The 20,694-nt window shown below is 44.0% G+C and carries 19 protein-coding genes; 12 read left to right on the forward strand and 7 right to left on the reverse strand.

The window, feature by feature from the left end:
- Window positions 1–273: 273 nt before the first annotated feature.
- The 3 genes from IGI89_RS08470 (at window position 274) to IGI89_RS08480 (ending at window position 4,386) form a co-directional block, all read left to right on the forward strand.
- Window positions 274–675, forward strand: a complete 402-nt coding sequence (locus IGI89_RS08470) for an MmcQ/YjbR family DNA-binding protein (RefSeq protein ID WP_008380641.1) — start codon at window positions 274–276, stop codon at window positions 673–675.
- 229 nt (window positions 676–904) lie between these two features.
- Window positions 905–2,614, forward strand: a complete 1,710-nt coding sequence (locus tag IGI89_RS08475) for an ABC transporter ATP-binding protein (RefSeq protein WP_005234099.1) — start codon at window positions 905–907, stop codon at window positions 2,612–2,614.
- Between the two features lie 2 nt (window positions 2,615–2,616).
- On the forward strand, window positions 2,617–4,386 hold the full coding sequence (locus IGI89_RS08480; RefSeq protein WP_438735529.1) for an ABC transporter ATP-binding protein: 1,770 nt from the start codon (window positions 2,617–2,619) through the stop codon (window positions 4,384–4,386).
- A gap of 206 nt (window positions 4,387–4,592) precedes the next feature.
- Here the strand turns inward: IGI89_RS08480 and IGI89_RS08485 are convergent, their stop codons facing one another.
- The gene (locus IGI89_RS08485; RefSeq protein WP_194199243.1) at window positions 4,593–4,910 is read right to left on the reverse strand and encodes an RNHCP domain-containing protein; all 318 of its coding nucleotides are present in this window, start codon (window positions 4,908–4,910) and stop codon (window positions 4,593–4,595) included.
- A gap of 514 nt (window positions 4,911–5,424) precedes the next feature.
- On the opposite strand from IGI89_RS08485, the gene IGI89_RS08490 reads away from it, so the two are divergent.
- Window positions 5,425–5,742 (forward strand): hypothetical protein, encoded by a 318-nt coding sequence (locus tag IGI89_RS08490; RefSeq protein ID WP_008380648.1) that lies wholly within the window; start codon window positions 5,425–5,427, stop codon window positions 5,740–5,742.
- A 107-nt stretch (window positions 5,743–5,849) separates the two neighbouring features.
- Here the strand turns inward: IGI89_RS08490 and IGI89_RS08495 are convergent, their stop codons facing one another.
- Window positions 5,850–6,641, reverse strand: a complete 792-nt coding sequence (locus IGI89_RS08495) for an L-threonylcarbamoyladenylate synthase (RefSeq protein ID WP_005234103.1) — start codon at window positions 6,639–6,641, stop codon at window positions 5,850–5,852.
- A 325-nt stretch (window positions 6,642–6,966) separates the two neighbouring features.
- On the opposite strand from IGI89_RS08495, the gene IGI89_RS08500 reads away from it, so the two are divergent.
- Window positions 6,967–7,887 (forward strand): cation transporter, encoded by a 921-nt coding sequence (locus IGI89_RS08500; protein ID WP_438735530.1) that lies wholly within the window; start codon window positions 6,967–6,969, stop codon window positions 7,885–7,887.
- Between the two features lie 58 nt (window positions 7,888–7,945).
- Entirely contained in the window at window positions 7,946–8,782 is an 837-nt protein-coding gene (locus IGI89_RS08505) for a YitT family protein (RefSeq protein ID WP_005234105.1), read from the forward strand.
- Window positions 8,783–8,879: 97 nt separating this feature from the next.
- Here the strand turns inward: IGI89_RS08505 and IGI89_RS08510 are convergent, their stop codons facing one another.
- A complete protein-coding gene (locus IGI89_RS08510) occupies window positions 8,880–9,548 on the reverse strand; it encodes a GntR family transcriptional regulator (protein WP_005234106.1) in 669 nt (222 codons plus the stop codon).
- 188 nt (window positions 9,549–9,736) lie between these two features.
- On the opposite strand from IGI89_RS08510, the gene IGI89_RS08515 reads away from it, so the two are divergent.
- The 5 genes from IGI89_RS08515 to IGI89_RS08535 all read left to right on the forward strand — a co-directional run bounded on the left by IGI89_RS08515 (window position 9,737) and on the right by IGI89_RS08535 (window position 14,987).
- Window positions 9,737–11,332 carry a mannitol dehydrogenase family protein gene (locus IGI89_RS08515; RefSeq protein WP_438735531.1) on the forward strand — a complete coding sequence of 532 codons (1,596 nt, stop codon included), beginning with the start codon at window positions 9,737–9,739 and terminating at the stop codon, window positions 11,330–11,332.
- Window positions 11,333–11,335: 3 nt separating this feature from the next.
- The gene (uxuA, locus tag IGI89_RS08520; protein ID WP_142437419.1) at window positions 11,336–12,412 is read left to right on the forward strand and encodes a mannonate dehydratase; all 1,077 of its coding nucleotides are present in this window, start codon (window positions 11,336–11,338) and stop codon (window positions 12,410–12,412) included.
- A gap of 16 nt (window positions 12,413–12,428) precedes the next feature.
- Entirely contained in the window at window positions 12,429–13,817 is a 1,389-nt protein-coding gene (gene uxaC, locus IGI89_RS08525) for a glucuronate isomerase (RefSeq protein WP_438735532.1), read from the forward strand.
- A gap of 139 nt (window positions 13,818–13,956) precedes the next feature.
- Window positions 13,957–14,283 (forward strand): MGMT family protein, encoded by a 327-nt coding sequence (locus tag IGI89_RS08530; RefSeq protein WP_438735533.1) that lies wholly within the window; start codon window positions 13,957–13,959, stop codon window positions 14,281–14,283.
- The gene (locus IGI89_RS08535) at window positions 14,280–14,987 is read left to right on the forward strand and encodes a GntR family transcriptional regulator (protein ID WP_086316517.1); all 708 of its coding nucleotides are present in this window, start codon (window positions 14,280–14,282) and stop codon (window positions 14,985–14,987) included. Before IGI89_RS08530 ends, IGI89_RS08535 begins: the two co-directional genes overlap by 4 nt.
- 94 nt (window positions 14,988–15,081) lie before the next feature.
- Here the strand turns inward: IGI89_RS08535 and IGI89_RS08540 are convergent, their stop codons facing one another.
- Window positions 15,082–16,281 carry an enolase C-terminal domain-like protein gene (locus IGI89_RS08540; RefSeq protein WP_005234111.1) on the reverse strand — a complete coding sequence of 400 codons (1,200 nt, stop codon included), beginning with the start codon at window positions 16,279–16,281 and terminating at the stop codon, window positions 15,082–15,084.
- A gap of 290 nt (window positions 16,282–16,571) precedes the next feature.
- On the opposite strand from IGI89_RS08540, the gene IGI89_RS08545 reads away from it, so the two are divergent.
- Entirely contained in the window at window positions 16,572–18,401 is a 1,830-nt protein-coding gene (locus IGI89_RS08545) for a glucose PTS transporter subunit IIA (protein ID WP_061053186.1), read from the forward strand.
- 53 nt (window positions 18,402–18,454) lie between these two features.
- Here IGI89_RS08545 and IGI89_RS08550 read toward each other — a convergent pair whose 3' ends face one another.
- From IGI89_RS08550 to IGI89_RS08560, 3 genes are all read right to left on the reverse strand, one after another.
- Window positions 18,455–19,225 carry an ABC transporter permease gene (locus IGI89_RS08550; RefSeq protein ID WP_005228499.1) on the reverse strand — a complete coding sequence of 257 codons (771 nt, stop codon included), beginning with the start codon at window positions 19,223–19,225 and terminating at the stop codon, window positions 18,455–18,457.
- On the reverse strand, window positions 19,218–20,153 hold the full coding sequence (locus tag IGI89_RS08555; RefSeq protein WP_005234114.1) for an ABC transporter ATP-binding protein: 936 nt from the start codon (window positions 20,151–20,153) through the stop codon (window positions 19,218–19,220). Before IGI89_RS08555 ends, IGI89_RS08550 begins: the two co-directional genes overlap by 8 nt.
- 175 nt (window positions 20,154–20,328) lie before the next feature.
- On the reverse strand, window positions 20,329–20,577 hold the full coding sequence (locus IGI89_RS08560; protein ID WP_005234115.1) for a helix-turn-helix domain-containing protein: 249 nt from the start codon (window positions 20,575–20,577) through the stop codon (window positions 20,329–20,331).
- Between the last annotated feature and the right edge of the window lie 117 nt (window positions 20,578–20,694).

Here is a 20,694-nt window from a genome sequence, read left to right on the forward strand (position 1 = left end):
TCTTGTCCATGACATCTAGTAATCAATTGCCCTTATTGGCGAGTACATCTTACTCGCTGATAAGGGTTTTTTTGTATCTTCTGAGAGAGATGAATGAATGTAACGCCGCATGCAACTCTCAAGAGTCATTTTCAGGCAACATGCCATTGATAAAAAATCCCTTTTTACACGGCAACCATGTATAATAGTAGGAAATAGAGCAGAAAGCGATTCAATCTGTCAAAATTGAGACAGAAAATGACGGTTTTGATAGTAGAAAGTGAGGGAAACACAATGAGTACATCGATTGAAGAAAAAATTGCACAAAAAATGCAGCGATTTCAAGCATTTGGGGAAGGCTTGCCGGGAGCCAAAGTCTATTACCGCGAAGATTGGGATGCAATCTACTTTGATTTAGTAGGAAAACAGTTTGGGATCATGAGTCCGCAAGCAGAAGAAACAGCATTTTTGACTTTGAAAAATCTGCCCGAGGTCAACGAAACGCTGCGAGAGCAATTTCCTGACGTCATCATTCCGGGGTATTATGCCAATAAGACCCATTGGAATACCATCAAGTTGGCATCTGATGCCTTGATGGAAGAAAACATCGAACAAATGATTTTGGTTTCCTACGATCTAGTCAAACAAAAACTGACAAAAAAACAAAAAAGTGAGCTGGAAAACAGCGAATCGTAAGTCAAAGATTTAGCGCCAGAAAATAAGGAAGACCCTCTTGAGGATCATCATAATCCCTTTATTATTCGTTATTTTCGCCAACATTTATGCAATATTTTCAAAGAGCTTTCATGAAAGCTCTTTTTGTTTTATTTGTTCGCTTGTTTCTAGTCGTGATCCATGGTAAATTGTTGTGCAACCGAAATTTTTTGGCAGTCTTTTCTGCTAAACACAAAGGAGTGGTACGTATATGGATCTGGTCTTACGCCATGTCAAAAAGTACAAAGCGGCAACCAGCATTGCCTTATTATCGGTCATTTTAATGGTCGTTGCTGCATTATGGCAGCCAAAGCTCTTGCAGCAAGTGCTAGAATCAATTATTACCGAAAACAATGATGAAATGAAAAAAATTGGTGTGCAGTTGATTGGGCTAGCATTGCTAGGACTTGTTGCAGGGATCATCAACACGGTTTTTTCTGCGAAAGTGGCGCAAGGCGTTAGTGCCGATATTCGAGAAGAAATGTTTCGGAAAATCCAGACTTTCTCATTTGGTAATATCGAAACCTTCTCGGCAGGAAACTTAGTGGTGCGTTTGACCAATGACATCACGCAAATTCAAAACTTAGTGATGATCTCACTACAATCGTTGTTTCGCATCCCGTTCTTATTTATCGGTGCCTTCATTTTGGCGATGACAACCATGCCGCAACTGTGGTGGATCATCGTCTTACTGATTATCGCTGTTCTAGTGATTACGGCACTCTCCTTTACACGGATGGGGAAACACTTTATGATTATCCAAAACTTGATCGACAAAATCAACGGGATCGCCAAAGAAAATTTGATGGGGATTCGTGTGGTGAAATCCTTTGTCCAAGAAGACAACCAACTGCAAGGCTTTTCCAAAGTCAGTGAAACGTTAACGAAGCATAATATTATTGTAGGAACCCTGTTCTCTGTAATGATCCCCTCCTTTATGCTGGCGGCCAACTTAGCAGTGGTCGGCGCGATTTTCTTTGTCAGTGATCTAGCGAAAGATGACCCAACCTTGATTGGGGGAATTGCCTCATTCATGAATTATTTGATGCAAATTATGATGGCGATCATTATCGGCGGCATGATGATGATGATGACTTCACGGGCTGCAGTTTCGCTAAAACGGATCAAAGAGATTCTAGATACCGAACCGGATCTGCAATACCAAGATGTCCCAGAACAAGAATTGTCTGGAAGTGTCGCTTTTGAAAACGTCAGCTTCCGTTACCCTGGGGATGAAAAAAATGCCCTAACGGCTATCAGTTTTACCATCAAACCTGGCGAAATGATTGGGATCGTAGGAGCGACTGGTGCCGGCAAATCAACACTGGCGCAGCTGATTCCCCGTTTGTTTGACCCAACGGAAGGTGTCGTGCGGGTTGGCGGCGTTGACCTAAAAGAAGTCAATGAACAAAGCTTGCGTAAAACGGTCGCCTTTGTCTTGCAAAAAGCGATCCTCTTTTCAGGAACGATTGCCCAAAACTTGCGGCAAGGGAAAAAAGATGCTTCAGAGTCTGAGATGTCTCGGGCAACAGAAATCGCCCAAGCCAGTGAATTTATTCAAAAATTGACAGCGGGTTTTGAAGCGCCGGTCTCCGAGCGCAGCAGCAATTTTTCTGGAGGACAAAAGCAACGCTTATCGATTTCTCGAGGCGTGATCGGTGAACCGAAAATTTTGATTTTGGATGATAGTACGAGTGCATTAGATGCGCGTTCGGAGAAATTGGTTCGCGAAGCGTTTGAAAAACAATTAAAAGACACGACAACAATCATTATCGCGCAAAAGATTGCCTCTGTTGTGAAAGCCGACCGTATCTTCGTTTTAGATAATGGACGTCTGGTTGGTGAAGGAAGCCATGAATTTTTAGCCAATAACAATGCCATCTATCAAGAAATCTTCGCAACACAGAAAGGAGAGGAGTAACCATGACAGATTTGTTCAAAGCGAGTAAATTTTTCTACCATTACTTAAAACAATACAAGTGGTCGTTTCTATTCATTTTTGTAACGGTGATTCTGGCAACGTATCTGCAAGTACAAGCGCCAGTCTTTATCGGAGAAGCGTTCCAGGAATTGGCGAATTATGTTGGCGGTTTGATGCAAGGGGTCGATGATAAATCGGCTTTTCTATCGATCATTTGGAAACTGTTGATTTTTTATGTCTTAGCCAGTGCAGCTAATTTTGTCTATAGTATCTTGTTCACGCAAGTGGTGGGGAAATCAACCAACAGAATGCGGATCGGTTTATTTAATAAACTGGAAAAATTGACGATCAAATTCTTTGATTCTCATCAAGACGGTGATATTTTGAGCCGTTTCACCAGTGACTTGGATAACATCCAAAACAGTCTGAACCAAGCATTGTTGCAAGTGCTGACCAATGTAGTCTTAATGGTGGGGATCTTGATCATGATGTTCCGTCAAAACGTTGAATTGGCATGGGCAACGATTGCTTCTACCCCGATTGCGGTGTTGATCGCGGTGATCGTGATCCAAAAAGCCCGCAAATATGTCGATCTGCAGCAAGATGAAGTCGGAAAATTAAACGGCTATATCGATGAAAAAATCAGTGGTCAACGAATCATCATCACCAATGGACTGCAAGAAGAAACCATCGATGGTTTTCTGGTCCACAACCAACAAGTCCGGGAAGCTACCTACAAAGGGCAAGTCTACTCTGGGCTGCTTTTCCCATTGATGCAAGGGATGTCCTTGTTGAACACGGCAATCGTGATTTTCTTTGGTGGCTGGTTAGCATTAAACGGTGACTTAGAACGTTCCGTTGCTTTAGGATTAGTTGTGACCTTTGTCCAGTATTCGCAGCAGTATTACCAACCATTGATGCAGATCTCTTCTGGTTACAGCATGATTCAATTGGCGATCACCGGTGCGCGCAGAATCAATGAAATGTTTGATGAACCCGATGAGGTCAATCCAAAAGACGGGATCAAAGTGAAGGGCATCAAAGAGGCGGTTGCTTTGAATCATGTGGACTTTGGGTATGACAGTCAAAAATTGGTCCTAAAAGATGTGTCGATCACAGTCAACAAAGGCGAAATGGTCGCATTAGTCGGACCGACGGGTTCAGGAAAAACGACCATCATGAACCTATTGAATCGCTTCTATGATGTGAATGGTGGTTCTGTGACCTTTGACGGCATCGACATCCGGGAGCTAGACTTGGATCTGCTGCGTTCTCAAGTGGGAATTGTTTTGCAAGAATCCGTGTTGTTCTCAGGGACGATTCGCGAAAACATTGCTTTTGGGAAACCAGAAGCGACTGAAGCCGAAGTCATTGCAGCAGCGAAACAAGCCAATATCCATGAGTTCGTTATGACGTTGGAAAAAGGCTATGACACGGAGATCACCGAAGAGAATAATCTTTTCAGTACTGGTCAAAAACAATTGATGAGTATTGCCCGAACGATTTTGACCAATCCAGAATTGTTGATTTTGGATGAAGCCACCAGTAACGTTGATACCGTGACCGAAGCGAAAATTCAACGAGCAATGGATGAAGCGATCAAAGGTCGAACCAGTTTTGTGATCGCCCATCGCTTGAAGACGATTTTGAATGCCGACCGCATCGTAGTCTTGAAGGATGGCAAAGTCATTGAAGAAGGCAATCACCATCAATTGGTGGCTGCCGACGGCTTTTATGCGGAACTGTATCACAATCAATTCGTTTTTGAATAAGCGCAAACCAACGTAAAATCATCAAGAAGACACTAGCAGGACAGCCCGCAATTTCGTCAACCAATCGACGAAACAGCGGGCTGTTTTTTTAGGTTAAAGCAAGCGCTTCTTATGACGACAATGTTTATGAGCAGTTAGTGGTATAAGGGGTCCGTTGTTCTGATAAACAAAAAAGACCAGCCTGAAGCATAGTCTTCTTTGGTTTTTTAGTGATACGCAGCGGTTTGAACCAACCACTCAATAAAATGGTCTGGCTGTTGCGTATCCTGTGCCACGATATTCCACTGCTGGTTTTTGCAGCGGGTGCATTCATGCAGCAGCTGATAGCCTTTTTTGGAATGTTGGCGATAATCGATGGGTCGCATCAGGCCATGGCAAGTATTTTGACGATCACCTGGGCGAATATCCACGTGTAACGAGTAGAGACACTGGGGACAATGGTTGCGGTAAGAACCATTGGTCAAGGGTGCCACAGGCGTACTGCAGTTTTTACAAACAAAGGTCGTATTTTCACCTTTTCTCATTTTGCTTTCCTCCAAAAGAATGATTTCTTTTGAGAGAAAAGGGTTCCGTTCGTTCTTCATCAGGCTTCTTTGGCTAGGGACACATTCACCGTCCGTAACGATTACTTCTGCTTCCAGCTTCATGCGATTTCGCAATCCGTACCACGCTTAGTTTTTTCGTTTTGTGCTAAGCACTGTGTTGCGGCAGCCCACAACCCAGCAGTAAGTGTAGTCCAAAGTCACTGTCATTGGCGTCGTCCCCTAGAAAGCAATTGAGGAATGCTTTTTCATAGAGTCCCTCCTATGTGTTTATGAGGGGATTATAGCAGAAATAGAGTTGGAATTCTATGACAGAGAAAACCTGATCGTAATTTATCTCCTTTTTTATCTTTAAAAACAACAAAATGTAGATTCTAATGCTATTTTATGACAAAATGTTCGTATGTAGGTTTCGCTCAATTTTATTTTGGTCACTGAAGAAGAGACACGGAATCACAAAATGGAGGAAGGATGACCTAACGAAAGGAGAACAAAAATGTTTGGCACGAACAAGAAATCTGAAAATTCGAATGGCACACAAGGCAAGAAACGAAAAAAGCGTTTGACTGTAGAAGACCTGATCAACCAGTATATTGTAGAAAAAGAGGTTCATGAATTGAGTGAGGAACTGTCTGTTCAGATCTTTAATGACTTATCTGCACACCGAATACATTTCATGGAGATCCCCAACCTTAGTTACAAAAATCTCGGAGCAGCTATCCAAATCGACCAAAACTGGATTAAAATCAAGCAACAAGATACGATCATCAAACAACAGGCACAGATCATTCAGCTTTTGAAAGAAACACGATAGAAGAAAAGTATTTTTTTCTATTGAAAAACCGAAGAACGAGCTGAGCGTTTTTCCTTGAATAGGAGGGCCGTTAGCTGGTTCTTCGGTTCTTTGTTGACGATGAAAGATTAATAATACTCCCCGTGGCGATAGTCCCATGAGTTGAAGTGATCAGAAAGGTACATTTGGATTTTTTCAACATCGAGTCCTTTACGGATCAAGACAGGTGCGGGAGTGATGGAGCGTTGGTCTCCTTGCTCTGGAATCAAGTTACCGTCTTTATCAACGAAAGAAACCATGACTCCTTGTTCGTAGCGGGTTTCCAGCGTTTTGTCTGGTTGGATCGATGCAACATAGTCGTTGCCTTCAATGATTAGATCGGCTTCTTGCGCGATTTGTTCGCCGATCCCTTCAACAAGTCCGCGGTTTCCTTTGCCTGAAGGGTTCGCTGAGCTGGCGAAAAGCAATTTCTTTTTTTGATCCCAAAGTTCTTTTGAGATCTGCTCACCAGGGACACCGAATTTGATCACGAAACAGCTGGTTCCCCGAACGTCCGTCATCAATTCTTCTGAACCATCTTTTGGGATATAGGCTTTTCCTGATTCTTTCCAAGGCAAAATCGCACCGAATAACACGTCATTGTTCCAACACGTTTCATAAACGGCGGCGGTTTCCGCATTTAATTCGGCTAATTCATGTAGCTGCTCCAATGAGCTGCAAAGAACGACACCTGGTTTGTTACGCTTGCGATTCTTTGCTGAAAACTTGCGTTCCAGCCCTTTTTTATCAGAGACGGCAATGATATAGCCGACTTTGGTTGGGCAGACGATCACTTTGCCTTCTTCATTCAAATAGTTGATCGCTCGTTGGTTTGGTTCTCCTGTCCATGGGACTTGTTTTGCTTCATTCACTCTCTTCATCCTCCCTGTCTTCCAATGAATCGCCGTTATGAAAAATATAACGGAATATTCTGAAAATTCTGATTGAATATGGTTACCCTTGATGATAAGGGAATCAATCCGCGTAGTCAAGGGGATTTACACCAGAATGTAAAAAGAGTGGAATAGAAAGATCGAATATGCATCACTAGAGAATAGAGTGAATGATTGACAGCAATACTATTTTTTTCCGCTTTGTATGAAAAAATTGACTGTTTTTTATGTTATTTATATGGGAAGATAGGCTTATAGATAGAAGAATGCAATCAAATTGATAGTTTTTTTGAAAAAAAGAAAGAGGAGTATCATGAGTGAAAAGAAAAAAATACGCAAACTTTTGCTGGCATCGATTGTCGCTGGGAGTATCTATGGCGGCGGTGCCTTGCTTTTTGGGTTACTGGTCAGTTATAACGTCCTCTTGTTAGATGGTGTTTATACATTGATTGGTGCAGTGATGTCACTGATTGCTTTGTATGTGGCAAAATATATCCAAGCCCAAGACTTTGAACGTTTCCCATTCGGCAAAGAAGCGTTGATGCCGTTGGTTGTTTTTATTCAATATAGTATCATCTTGCTGATCTCAATTTATGGAATCATTGAATCTGCTTTTAGTTTATTACACGTCAGTGATGGCATGATTGATCCAATCGGTTTGTATTTCTCGCTGATTGGTACGATCTACTGTTTCTCTTTTTACTTGTACTTAAAAAAGAAACCACTGACTCATCCCTTTTACTGGGTAGAACTAGAACAATGGCGTTTCGGCTTTTTCTTTAGTCTGGGTGTCGTCGGTTCATTTCTTGTGTCATGGCTGATTCAAGCCAGTCCCTATGGAAATTTCGCGATGTATGTCGACCCAATCATCTCCATCGGGATCACCTTGTTCTTTATTCAGCTTTCGATTAAAGAGTTGAAAGCGGCCATTCTGGAATTGACTTCTTCAACTCCGAAAGAAGAACTACGAGAGTCCATCATGACGATCGTTGAAAAAGAAATGCGCGCAGAAGAAGTGGTGGACTTTGTGTTACGTACCGCCAAAGTCGGCAATCAAGTCATTGTGGAATTAGATGTGGTGATTTTACCTGCAACACCTCTCGATACAGTTGGGCGGCAAGATCCCTTGCGAGAACGATTGAATCAAGCAATCAGCCAACAGATTTCCGGTTATTCCCTCTGGCTAAACATAAATTTTGTCGGTGACATCAAATGGGCGTATAGTGAGGAGTAAGAATGGCTGCAAAGCGGCTTGAATAAACCGTGAAAATGACAGAGAAAAGAGGAAACAAATGACAATTCTGAAAACCTATGGAAAAATCACCGCAGCACTTTTCTTGTTAGCGGCAAGCATCAATTTATTTTTAGGCCCGCATCATGTGGCAGCTGGCGGTGTCAGCGGAATCGGTATTTTATTAGAGTCAGCCCTCGGTTGGGATCGAGCGGCTGTGATCATGGTCTTGAATATTCTCATGCTTATTCTTGCCTATGCCTTTTTAGGGAAGGGGCCTTTTTTGAAAGTCCTCTATGGTAGTTTTGCTTTTCCAGTAGCAATTGCTTTAGTCCCAGAATATATGGTGGCTGAAGATCGGCTGCTTTCCGTGATATTTGGCAGTGCGATTTTTGCTTTAGGAGTAGCGATTTTGTACAAAAATCAATCTTCCAGCGGCGGTACAACGATTCCACCGCTGATTTTCAAGAAATACTTTAATTTGAATCCAGCGATTGGCCTGCTGGCGACCGATGCGATCGTGGTCTCCATGAACTTGTTCGTTTTCGGGTTTGAAGAGTTCTTGTTTGCGATATTATCGATCGTGATCACCTCTGGTGTGATGACCTATATTGAAACGGGCTTTAACCGGAAGAAATCCATCATGATCTTAAGTGAGAACCACGTGAACGAGATTCGAGAAGCAGTCTTTGATAAAACAGCTCGTGGTGCCACACTATTGGCTGCCCAAGGCGGCTACCAGCAAGCAGACAAACAAGTACTGTTGATCGTGGCCAGCGACCAAGAATTTATGCAGATCAGACAAATCATTGAGACCATTGACCCAAAAGCGTTTGTGATCGTCAATAATGTCTCAGAAGTACTGGGCCAAGGCTTTAGTTATCACCCAATCGAATGAGCGTATTCTCGCTTGTTCAGCGTATGAAACCACCCTCGTCAAGTAGGCAATCTACTCGACGAGGGTGGTTTTTAAGGTCCATGATTTTCAAATAGCTTTACTCCGTAAAGTAATCGGGAAAGGCCTTTTCCACAAAAATCAAATCGTTATCAATGACATCAATGTGTTGTCCGACCAAGGGAGCAATTTTGGCTTGGTCTTTTTCTTTTAAAGTGGCTAAGATTTCTTCGTGATCCCGCAAAATAATTTCCCAAGACAATTCCTCCACCTCTAAACGTAAGAAGCGGAAGCGATTTAAAGGCAGATTGATCGTTTGTAGCCAATTCCAGACATTTTCTTTGTCGGCGATTTTATAAATCAACTGATGGAAGGCCTCGTCGAGTTGGAAAAACTCGATTTCATCCTTCAATTGGGCATAGGTCCGCTGCAAAATAACGAGTTTTTCTAGTTCTTTCAGCTGCTCTTCTGTAATGGCTTGGCAGGCCGCTACGAATACTTCTTTTTCAAGCGTCTCTCTGACAAAACGAGCTTCTTCAATTTGTTTGATACTGATTTTAGAAATATAGGTGCCGCTTTGGGGAACGACATGGATCAGTGCTTCACGGCGCAGACGAATAATTGCTTCACGGATCGGCGTCCTGCCAATGGTTAGCCGTTGCTCCAATTCCTTTTCAGATATTTTTTGACCGGGAATCAGTTTGGCGGTTAAAATCAACTCTTTGATTGATTCATAAGCTTGTGATTGAAAATTTGTAGGGTTCAACATAAACGCTTCTTTCTGTATCAGGCATTCAATTACCTTCTAAAGAAAAACTCTGAAGGAAGGTGCCTAGGGATAGTTTTGAGTAATAAAACTAGTATATAAGTTGAATAACCTTTTGTAAAGGCTTGCAATTCAGTATAGAATGAACTAGAATACTAATATATCAGTTTTAAGAAAAAGGAGGAAGTAGGATGTTTGATTTTGCTGCCTTGAAGCAGGCAGGAGTTACGATGCCGATCGTTCCCAAAGAAGTGACGGATCAATCAGATACTCAGTTTCAATGGTTACACTTTGGTGGGGGAAATTTGTATCGGGCATTTCACGCAGAAGTAGCCCAAACGTTGATCGATCAACAAGCGCTGACAAAAGGAATCGTAGTTTGTGAAACCTTTGATGAACAGGTGATTGATCAAGTATATGCCCCTTACGAGAATGATATTTTAGAAGTGGTCATGCATGAAGGGGGACGGTTGGAGAAAAAATTGCTCCAGTCAACGGCGGCTAGTTATTATTGCCATCCTTCCCGTGCTGCGAGTTATGAGCAAATACGCAAAGTATTTCAGGAGCCGTCACTACAGTTGGTTACCGTAACGATCACAGAAAAAGGCTATGGCTTAAAAGACAGTCAGGGGAAATTTTTACCTGTCGTACAAGCGGATCTCGCTGCGGGTCCCCATCAGGTCAACCATACAATGAGCATTTTGGCTAGCTTTTTATGGGATCGTTTTCAATCAGGGGCACTTCCGATCGCCATGGTCTCCACCGATAATTTTTCGCAAAATGGGCTCCGTTTCCAAATGGCGATTGTCACCATCGCAAAAGAATGGCAAAAGCTGGGGCATGTTTCAGAAGCGTTTGTCCGATACTTAGAAAACAACGCGCAGGTGACGTTTCCGTGGTCAATGATCGATCGGATCACGCCAAATCCTTCGACAGCAGTTGCAGAGGAATTAGCAGCAGCTGGCATTCAGCAGTTGCCAGTTACCCATACCGATAAAGGAACGAATATCGCTCCGTTTGCTAACACAGAGGCGACCCATTACTTGGTGATTGAAGATGATTTTCCAAATGGTCGCCCGAATTTGGATAAAGCGGGGGTGATCTTGACGAGTCGAGAGATCGTCGACAGAACCGACAGTATGAAAGTCACAACTTGCTTGAATCCACTGCATACCGCAATGAGTTTGTTCGGCTGTTTACTCGGTTATACATCCATTGCTGCGGAAATGACCGATCCAGATATTGTTGCTTTGATCAAAGGAATCGGCTATCGTGAAGGCTTACCGGTAGTGGAAGATCCTGAGATTATTCAGCCAGAGAAATTTATCGATGAGGTGGTCGGTCTTCGTTTACCGAATCCCCTGATTCCTGACACCCCACAGCGGATCGCCGCAGACACCTCACAGAAAATCGCCATCCGTTTTGGCGAAACCATCAAAAAGTATGTGGAGAAAGAAGGCTCGGCTTCTGAGCTGACTTTCATTCCCTTAGCGATTGCAGGCTGGTTGCGTTATCTATTAGCGATCGATGATGAAGGCCATCCATTTGGTCCAAGTCCTGATCCCCTCTTAGCAGAATTACAAGAGATTTTACGTGAGTGTCAGTTAGGGACAGCCGCCGATGTTCAAGGGATCATTCGACCAATCCTAGCAAATCCGCAGATTTTTGGTTTGGATCTCTATCAAGCAGGAATCACTGAAAAGGTGGGTCACTTGTTCGCTAAGATGCTGGCAGGAACCGGCGCAGTCCGTAAAACATTACATGAAACAGTAGAAGGGATCGAATAAAAAATGGAAATGACATTTCGTTGGTATGGAAAAGACTACGATAAAATCAAGTTAGCAGATATCCGTCAAATTCCTGGAATGAAAGGCATCGTCGGCACACTCTTTGATTTGCCTGCTGGGGCAGTTTGGCCGAAAGAACGGATCAAGGCGCTCGTGGAAGAAGTCGAAGCAGTTGGCCTTTCCCTGAAGGTGATCGAAAGCGTCAATATTCATGATGACATCAAGATTGGCTTGCCTTCGAGAGACCTGTATATCGAAAACTACAAAAAAACGATTCGTAATTTGGCAGCATATGGGATCGAAGTGATCTGCTATAATTTTATGCCGATTTTCGATTGGATCAAAACGGATCTCGATTATCGCTTAGCCGACGGTTCTTCTACGATGGCATTTGAAAAAGCAGGGATTGACAAAGACCCAGAAGAGATCGTCAAAGAAGTTGAGGAGTCAAGCTCTGGCTATACCTTGCCAGGCTGGGAACCAGAACGTTTGGCACATGTCAAAGAATTGTTTGCTGCGTATAAGGATGTCGATGATGACAAATTAAGAGAAAACTTTGCTTACTTCCTAAAAGCCATTATTCCCACCTGTGAAGAGGTCGGCATCAAGATGGCTGTTCATCCAGATGATCCTCCCTATTCGATTTTTGGTCTGCCTCGTATCGTTAAAAACCGCGATGATTTGGATTGGGTCTGCAACGTGGTCGACAGTCCGTCAAATGGTATCACACTTTGTACTGGCAGTATCGCCGAAGACCCAGCCAATAATGTCTATGAGATTTTGGCTGAGTTTTGTCGCCGGGACCGGATTCCTTTTGCTCATGTTCGTAACATTCAATACTTGGGCAATGACAAAGACTTTTATGAAGCACCGCATCTCTCCTCTGAAGGCTCGTTAGACATGTATCAGATCCTAGAAGCGATGTACAAAAATGGCTTTGACGGCTATATTCGACCAGATCATGGGCGAATGATCTGGGGAGAGAAGGGACGTCCAGGCTATGGCTTATATGATCGGGCGATCGGCGCTTCCTACTTATTAGGGTTGTGGGAAGCCATCGACAAGAGCGTGGGGCGTTAAGAAAAGGAGCGAAGAAATGTTTTTAACTGACGATTTTATTTTGAAAAACAGCTTTGCCAAACAGTTATACCATGAGTATGCAAAAAAGCAGCCGATCATTGATTACCATTGTCATTTAGATCCGAAAGAGATTTTCGAAGACCAAAACTTCACCAATCTGACCCAAGCGTGGCTGGCGGGGGACCATTACAAATGGCGCTTAATGCGAGCCAATGGTGTTGCAGAATCTTTGATCACTGGCGATGCTGATGACTACGAAAAATTCTGTGCTTGGGCGCAGACCTTGGAGGCTTGCATTGGCAATCCCTTATATGTCTGGACCAATTTGGAATTGAAGCGAATCTTTGGTATTGATGAGCGGTTGACACTAGCCAATGCAGCAAGCATTTGGGAAAAAGCCAATCAACAGCTGCAAACGAAGGAATTTTCACCACGAGGGCTGATCAAAAAGATGGCTGTTGAGGTGATCTGTACGACGGATGATCCCATTGATTCGTTGACGTATCATCAAAAGCTGGCAGAAGAATCCTTTGCTGTGTATCCTACCTTTCGTCCTGACAAAGCAATCAATCTGCAGAATTCAGAATTTCCAGCATACCTTAAGCAATTGGCTGCAGCTGCGAGCAAAGAAATCACTAGCTATCAAACGCTGGTTGAAGCATTGACCGTGCGTATTTCCTACTTCCAGCAACGGGGCTGTCGTTTAGCAGATCACAGTCTATCACGTCTTGGAGAAGAAGCCTACGATACCGCTGCACTTGAAGCGATTTTTCAGAAGCGTTTGACCACTGGAACACTGACTAATGAAGAAATCAGACAGTTTCAAACCGGCTTGCTGATTGACTTGATGCGCCAATACGCAAAGCAAGGCTGGACCGCGCAATTGCATCTGATGGCGACTCGCAACAACAATCAAAAACTTTTCCAACAACGAGGACCTGATAGCGGCGGTGATGCGATGGGGGACGACCGTCTAGCGAACGGCTTAAGTCGGACATTGGCGCAGCTTCAGGCGGAAAGCTTACTGCCGAAGACAATTTTGTATTCACTGAATCCCAAAGATTATCCGGTGTTGACTGCGCTGATGGGGGCGTTCCAAGAAGAAAGCAAAGGTAAGCTGCAATTAGGCTCTGCTTGGTGGTTCAATGATACGTATTCTGGCATGCGGCATCAGTTGACGACCCTAGCAGAAGGCGGGATTCTCGGAAACTTCGTCGGCATGCTGACGGATTCTCGCAGCTTTTTGTCTTACCCACGCCACGAGTATTTCCGGCGGATTTTGTGTCAGGTGATCAGTGAATGGGTGGAAGACGGACAACTGCCAGCAGATGAAATGTATTTAGGGCAGATCGTCGCAGACATCTCCTATCACAATGCGAAAACCTACTTTGATTTTCCAAACTAATGACTACTCGATTCGTTCTTGGCTTGCTAGAGAAGGAATCGAGTGTTTGGATGGCTATTGCTAAAGTTGCGTCTGGTCATTTACTATTGGCAGGGAATCCATTACTATGATAGAAAGAATCAAAGAAGGAGCGAGTAGTATGAATCCATTCTATGAAGAAGTCTATGCGCTGGCGCGGCAGATCCCTTTTGGTAAAGTCGTCTCCTATAGTCAGATTGCGTGGAAATTGGGACAAATCAACGGCGCACGGGCAGTCGGTCGAGCGATGCGCTTGAGCCCTCAGGATGTCCCTGCTCATCGAGTCGTGCGGGCAGATGGCGTCTTAGTTGGTCCCTCCGCCAATGTGCGAAAAGCAGCACTCGTCGATGAAGGGGTGGTCTTCAAAGCCAGTGGTCGTATCGATATGAAGACTTGCAGTTGGTCCATGAGCGAGATCGCTCCCGCTCAAATAAAGGAGCCATTATGAAAAAACGTGAATTTATCGTGCAAGATCTGTTGAGTAAAATCTATCAGGAAGAATTTTCTGCCGGCAAACTACCCAACCAAAGAACCCTTGCGCAAACCTATGGCGTTTCTCGGTTTACGATCCAGCAAGCAATCAAAAACCTTGAAGAGATCGGGATCGTCAAAGTGGTTCAAGGTTCAGGGATTTTTATCCATGAAAAATGGGTCAAAAACCCAATGATCTTTAATTCCTTGACCCGCACCCCTTATGACCGCATCCATTCCAAAATGATTTCATTGAGTAAAGCGGCAGCAACGTTGGATGAACAGCAGATTTTCCAAATAGGCCCAGAAGAGGAAGTCTGGACCTTTGAACGAGTGCGGATCGTTAATTACAAAATCGAACAGCTGGAAACCTCTAAATTGCCCGTCAGCCTATTTCCCGAATTGACACAAGAAATCGTGGAGCACTCGATCCAACGCTATGTCGAAAGCTGCGGGTACCGCATTTCCCACTACATCACCAGCTATACCCCCATCACCACATCGACTGCGCAGTCGGGCATTTTATTGTGCAAGCGGGGGACGCCGGCAATGCAGATCAGCAATCGGGCGATTTTAGAAGACGGCCGCGTGTATGAGTTCAGTAATATCGTTGCCATTGATTATGCCGTGACCTACATCCGTCCCTTTGACCGTGAGATCCATCGCTCACGCATCGATTGATTTGGAAAAGCAAATTTGCCAGTTGCGTCTTTTTTATCCAGAAAGAACAAAAGACATCCCCCGTCGGTTGGACAGGGGATGTCTTTTGTTGTGTTTAAGGAGTGATCAATGTGCCGTCTGGTGTACGGCTCTGGGTCCATTCATGAGGACGGTAAACCACGGGAAATTCCGCAGCTGCTGCTTCATCGAACGTGATTCCGATCCCGCTTTTCTCGATCGGATAAAAATAGCCGTTTTCAGGTTGCGGACTGCCACCAAAGACCGACTGGGTATTTGCTGGGATCGCAATCGTTTCTTGGATCGCGGCATTGTGCAGATGGATATTTAGATGGGTGTTGACGGCTAAGCCGACAGGGCTGATATCAGACGGCGTGTGCCAAGCGATCCGAATGCCCATCGCATCGCAGAAGTGAGCCAATTTCAATGCTGGCGTGATCCCACCGATTTGTGAGACATGGGCACGCATAAAGTCAATCTGTTGATTTTTGACTAGCTCTTGCCATTCCATCGGATTATTGAACAATTCGCCGGTCGCGATCGGGGTCGCCGACTGGCTGCGGAGTTGCTGCAACCACTTGTTTTGATCCGGCGGCAAAATATCTTCTAGGAAAAAGAGATTAAAAGGTTCAGCGGCTTTTGCAAATTGAATCGCTTGGTTTGGATGCAGCCGTTCATGCACGTCATGCAGCATTTGAAATTGATTGCCGTATCGTTCTTGGATCGCAGCAAACATTTTCAGTGTTGTGTCCATGTAGTCTGTTTGATCAAAATAGGAACCAGCGATGGGCTGATCGGGTGTTTGCAGTTGGCTAGGATTTCCACCATAAAAGCCTAATTGACAACGGATATAGCGATACCCCTCAGCCAAGAAGCGATCGATTTCTTGATAAAGATCTTCGAGATTATCTGCCACGGCATGAGTATAGGCGGGAATCGCCGTACGCGCTTTTCCACCTAACAGTTGATACAATGGCATATCGGCTAATTGTCCCTTGATGTCCCACAAAGCCATGTCAACTCCTGAGATGGCATTGTTGGTGATTGGACCATTCCGCCAGTAAGAATTGACATTCATCACTTGCCAAAGATCTTCGATTTGATTGGCATCGCGGCCAAGTAAGAGGGGGCGTAAATACTCGTCAACGACGGTTTTTACGGCTAGTGGGCGAAACTGGAAGGTTGCGCAGCCTAACCCAGATACGCCTTTGTTCGTTTCTACTTTAACGACAACAAGGTTATGGCGATCAGGTTTGATCGCAAAGGCTTTGACGTCGGTGATGATCGTTGGTGTCATTTCATTCACTCCAATTTTTGTCTCTAGTTGCTATAGCCATTGAAACATGCTTGGCAACCGCTGTCAATTTGGTCTAATAAAAACTAGATATACACCATAAAACTAGTCCAATTTTTTACTGTTTTACAATAAAACGTTGATATATAGCGTTTTTATTCTGTTTTTATCAAAAAAGGACTGGTTTTACAAGTATGTGTGAGCATGCTACTATGTGTGTGAAAACGGAAACACCTGAAAGGGCGCCCGTCAAAAGGATCAGGACCGTTAGCAAACAACAGGGGGAAAAAAAGATGACCAAAGAAGACATCGTAAAACAGATTATTAAAGATGTTGGCGGATCAGAAAATATCAACAATGCATGGCACTGTATGACTCGCTTGCGTTTTGATTTAAAGGATGAGAAAAAAGTCGACTATGCGGCGTTAGAAAAAACACCCAAAGTCGTAGGAACAAAATATCAAAGCAATCAGCTGCAAGTAGTGATAGGAACGGATGTTGCTGATTATTATGCACCTTTAGCCAAAGAATTAGGTCTTGATGAAGCGAACCAAGGGGAAACATCAGAGAAAAAAGGAGCCGTTTCCTTATTTATGGATACCGTTTCTGGCGTTTTTGGTCCGATCGTTCCAGCTATCGCTGGCGCAGGAATGATCAAAGGATTAATGGCTGGATTGGTGGCTTTGAATGTCATCTCTAATCAAACAGACACCTATTTAGTGATCGACATGATCGCGAGCGGCGTATTTACATTCTTGCCATTTTTTGTTGCTGCCTCAGCCGCTCGGATTTTTAAAACCAATCAATATTTAGCGATCGCAATCGCGGCAACGCTGCAATTTCCAACGATGACCAATGCGGTAGCCGAAGGAAGCATTTCCGCCTTTCGTTTGTTCGGCGTACTGCCAGTACCCGTCTTTAACTATGCAGGGACAGTGATTCCCATTATCTTTGCCGTGCTAGCGCTTAGCTATATTTACCGTTGGGTCGATAAACTCTTACCACAAGTGCTGCGTACCGTGTTTACACCGACGATTTCGTTGTTTGTCGCTGGTATCTTGACATTAACGGTCATTGGCCCAATCAGTATCCATCTAGGAAACTTACTGGCTGCTGGCGTGGCTGGGTTATTCACTATCTCGCCTGTCTTAGCAGGAATTGTGGTAGGGGCGATTCGTCCAATCGCAATCTTCACGGGTCTGCATCATGCCATGACCCCGATCGCTTTGCAAAACTTCGCCAATCAAGGGTATGACATGTTGATGCCAATGATGTTTATGGCAAATATGGCAATCACCGGCGCAACAGCAGCTATTTATTTCAAAGTCAAAACCAAAGAAGAAAAATCGATCATTCTATCTTCGGCTGTTTCGGGCTTGTTAGGGATCACAGAACCTGCGTTATTCGGGATTTTGTCGAAGTATAAAAAAGCCTTCATCGCAGCAACAGTTGGTAGTTCTGTGGCGTCTGCCTTCATCAGTTTCTTCGGTGTTCGGATTTATGGGTACATTCTTTCAAGTATCTTTAGTTTGCCAGCCTATATTGGGGAATACTTTATCTATGCTGTTTTAGGGATCATCTTGGCAATCGGCTTATCCTTTGCAATGAGCTGGTTCTTGGTACCAAATCAAGCAGCCGAAGGCGATCGTTACACCAACGAAGTGGATCTGCATGCCGTGACCCATGGAGAATATGTCCCATTAGAAGATGTACCAGATGAAGTTTTTTCAACGAAAATGATGGGAGAAGGCTATGCCATCGAGTCACAAGATGGGCAAATCTTTGCACCGGTCAGTGGCGAAGTCACCACTGTGTTCCCTTCAAAACATGCCGTCGGGATCAAAACCCAAAACGGCGTTGAAGTTCTTGTGCATATGGGGATCGATACAGTTTCACTTGGCGGACAAGGCTTTGATGTCTTTGTCAAAGCTGGGGAGCAAGTCACTCCGCAAACCAAACTGGCACAAATGGATCTACCTTATATCAAGCAGCAAGGCAAAGAAACCATGGTGATCGTTTTGATCACCAACATGGATCGCGTGCAGCAATTTTCTGGAAGTACTGATTTAGAAGGCAGACACCAAGCCGGTGCATTGCTGGAAAAAGTCGTTTTGAATGCCTAATAAAAGAAAAAAGATGAGCTTCGTTAACGAAGTTCATCTTTTTTTTATTGCAATTAACTACGCAGCCCGCGGCCTTTTTGGATCAAGTACCAGCATACGCTGTATAAGACAACAATGAACAAGACCAAAATACCGATGGATAGGAAAATTGGGACATCGATGGTGCCTAAAAAGCCGTAGCGGAAACCAGAGATCATATACACGATCGGGTTGACTTTGGAGATCGTTTGCCAAATCGGCGGCAGCATGCTGATGGAGTAAAAGACGCCTCCAAGATAGGTCAATGGTTGTAAAACAAAGGTTGGCACGATGGAAACATCGTCAAAGGATTGGGCGAAGATCCCATTTAGCAACCCTGCTAATGAAAATAAGATGGCGGTCATGACTAGGGTTAGGACAACGATGACCCAAGAATACACATGTAATGGCACGAAGAAAAGGGAAATGATGGTCACCAATGTGCCCACCAAGATACTACGGCCAAGTCCGCCAAAGACAAAGCCCCAAATGATGACGTGAGTAGGAACCGGCGCCACTAAGAGTTCCTCAATGTTTTTTTGAAACTTCTGTGAAAAGAAGGAAGAAGACACATTGGAGTAAGAGCTGGTGATCGTCGACATCATGATCAGCCCAGGAACGATAAATTCCATATAAGAAAAGCCGCCCATTTCGCCGATGCGGCTGCCAATCATTTTCCCAAAGATAATGAAGTATAAGGAAGTAGTGATGACGGGTGGGACGAGGGTCTGCACCCAAATCCTTAAATAGCGGTTGGTCTCTTTGACCGCTAAACTTTTTAAGGCTGTAAAATAAAGACTAAACATGGTTTTCCTCCGCTTCGTGTGCTTCTTCGGTGATTTTCAAAAATAGTTCTTCCAAGCGATTGGATTTGTTGCGCATGGAGAGGACATTGATCCCTTGCTGGCTGAATTGAGCAAAAAGATCGTTGACGCCTTGGTCTCGAGCGACTTCAACGGCGATGGTCTGTTCATCTTCCATTTGGATCGGATATCCAGTGATCGTTGGTGCTTGTTTGATCGGTGCGATATCAAAAAGAAAGGTTTCAAATTGCAGTTTTGCCAACAAAGATTTCATGCTGGTGTTTTCGATCAGTTCACCAGATTGAATGATCCCGATATTGCGGCAAAGCATTTCCGCCTCTTCTAAATAATGGGTCGTCAAAATGATCGTTGTGCCATTTTGGTTCAGCTCCCGCAAAAAGCTCCACATTTCCCGACGCAATTCGATATCGACACCTGCCGTCGGTTCATCCAAAATCAATAGCCGTGGTTCATGCATCAGGGCACGAGCGATCATCAAACGGCGTTTCATCCCGCCCGACAGCATCCGCGCACGAACATTGCGTTTTTCCCACAAATTCGACTGCTTCAAGTATTTTTCGCTGCGCTTGATGGCTTCGTTGCGGGGGACACCATAATACCCGGCTTGATTGACCACGATCTGCTGGACCGTTTCAAAGGGATTGAAATTGAATTCTTGGGGAACTAGACCAATCTGTTGTTTGACTTGGACCAATTCTTTGTCTAAATCGTAGCCGAAGACTTTGACGCTTCCGGAAGATTTATTGACAAGAGAGGTGATAATGCCGATGGTGGTGGATTTTCCAGCGCCGTTTGGGCCTAACAAGGCATAAAAGTCGCCTTCTTCTACCGTCAAATTTATGCCCCGCAACGCTTCAACGCCGGTAGCATAGACTTTGCGTAAATCGGTTAGTTCTAGTGCATAGGTCATGTTTATTTGAACTCCTTCTATGTATGATGGTTTATTCTATCATTTTTTTTCAAGAAGAACCGCATGTTTTGATTTTTTCATTCGATTAGATAACGATTGTTGCTAATTGATTAAAAGTGGGAAAGAGACAAAAGAAAAAACGACCATTTGATCGTTTTTTCGATAAAGTCGATTGTTAGCATAAATACCGTTCTGGTCGTTCTGTCTGTCCTAGTAAGTAATCGACAGAAACATTATAAAGGGAAGCTGCGTGTAGCAGCGTCAATACATCGGGTAAGCGATCGCCTGCTTCGTATAAGGTGTAATCGGGGTAAGACACATCGAGATGCTGGCATACTTCTTTTGGGCTCAATCCGCGTTCTTCTCTTAAAAACTTGAAGCGGCAACGCAAGGTGTCTAATAAAAAAGCTTCTTCTAATGTCACTTTGCGGTCCTCCTTAAAAAATTGCGCTTCCTTTCGCACTGTTCTCTTTTTATTGTACCAACAAAAGCAAAATATGCGAAGTAATTCACATGAAGGTCGAACGGTTTTTGTTAAAAA

This window comes from Enterococcus sp. AZ141 (assembly GCF_051714385.1).
In the GTDB taxonomy this organism is placed as follows: Bacteria; Bacillota; Bacilli; order Lactobacillales; family Enterococcaceae; genus Enterococcus_D; species Enterococcus_D entomosocium.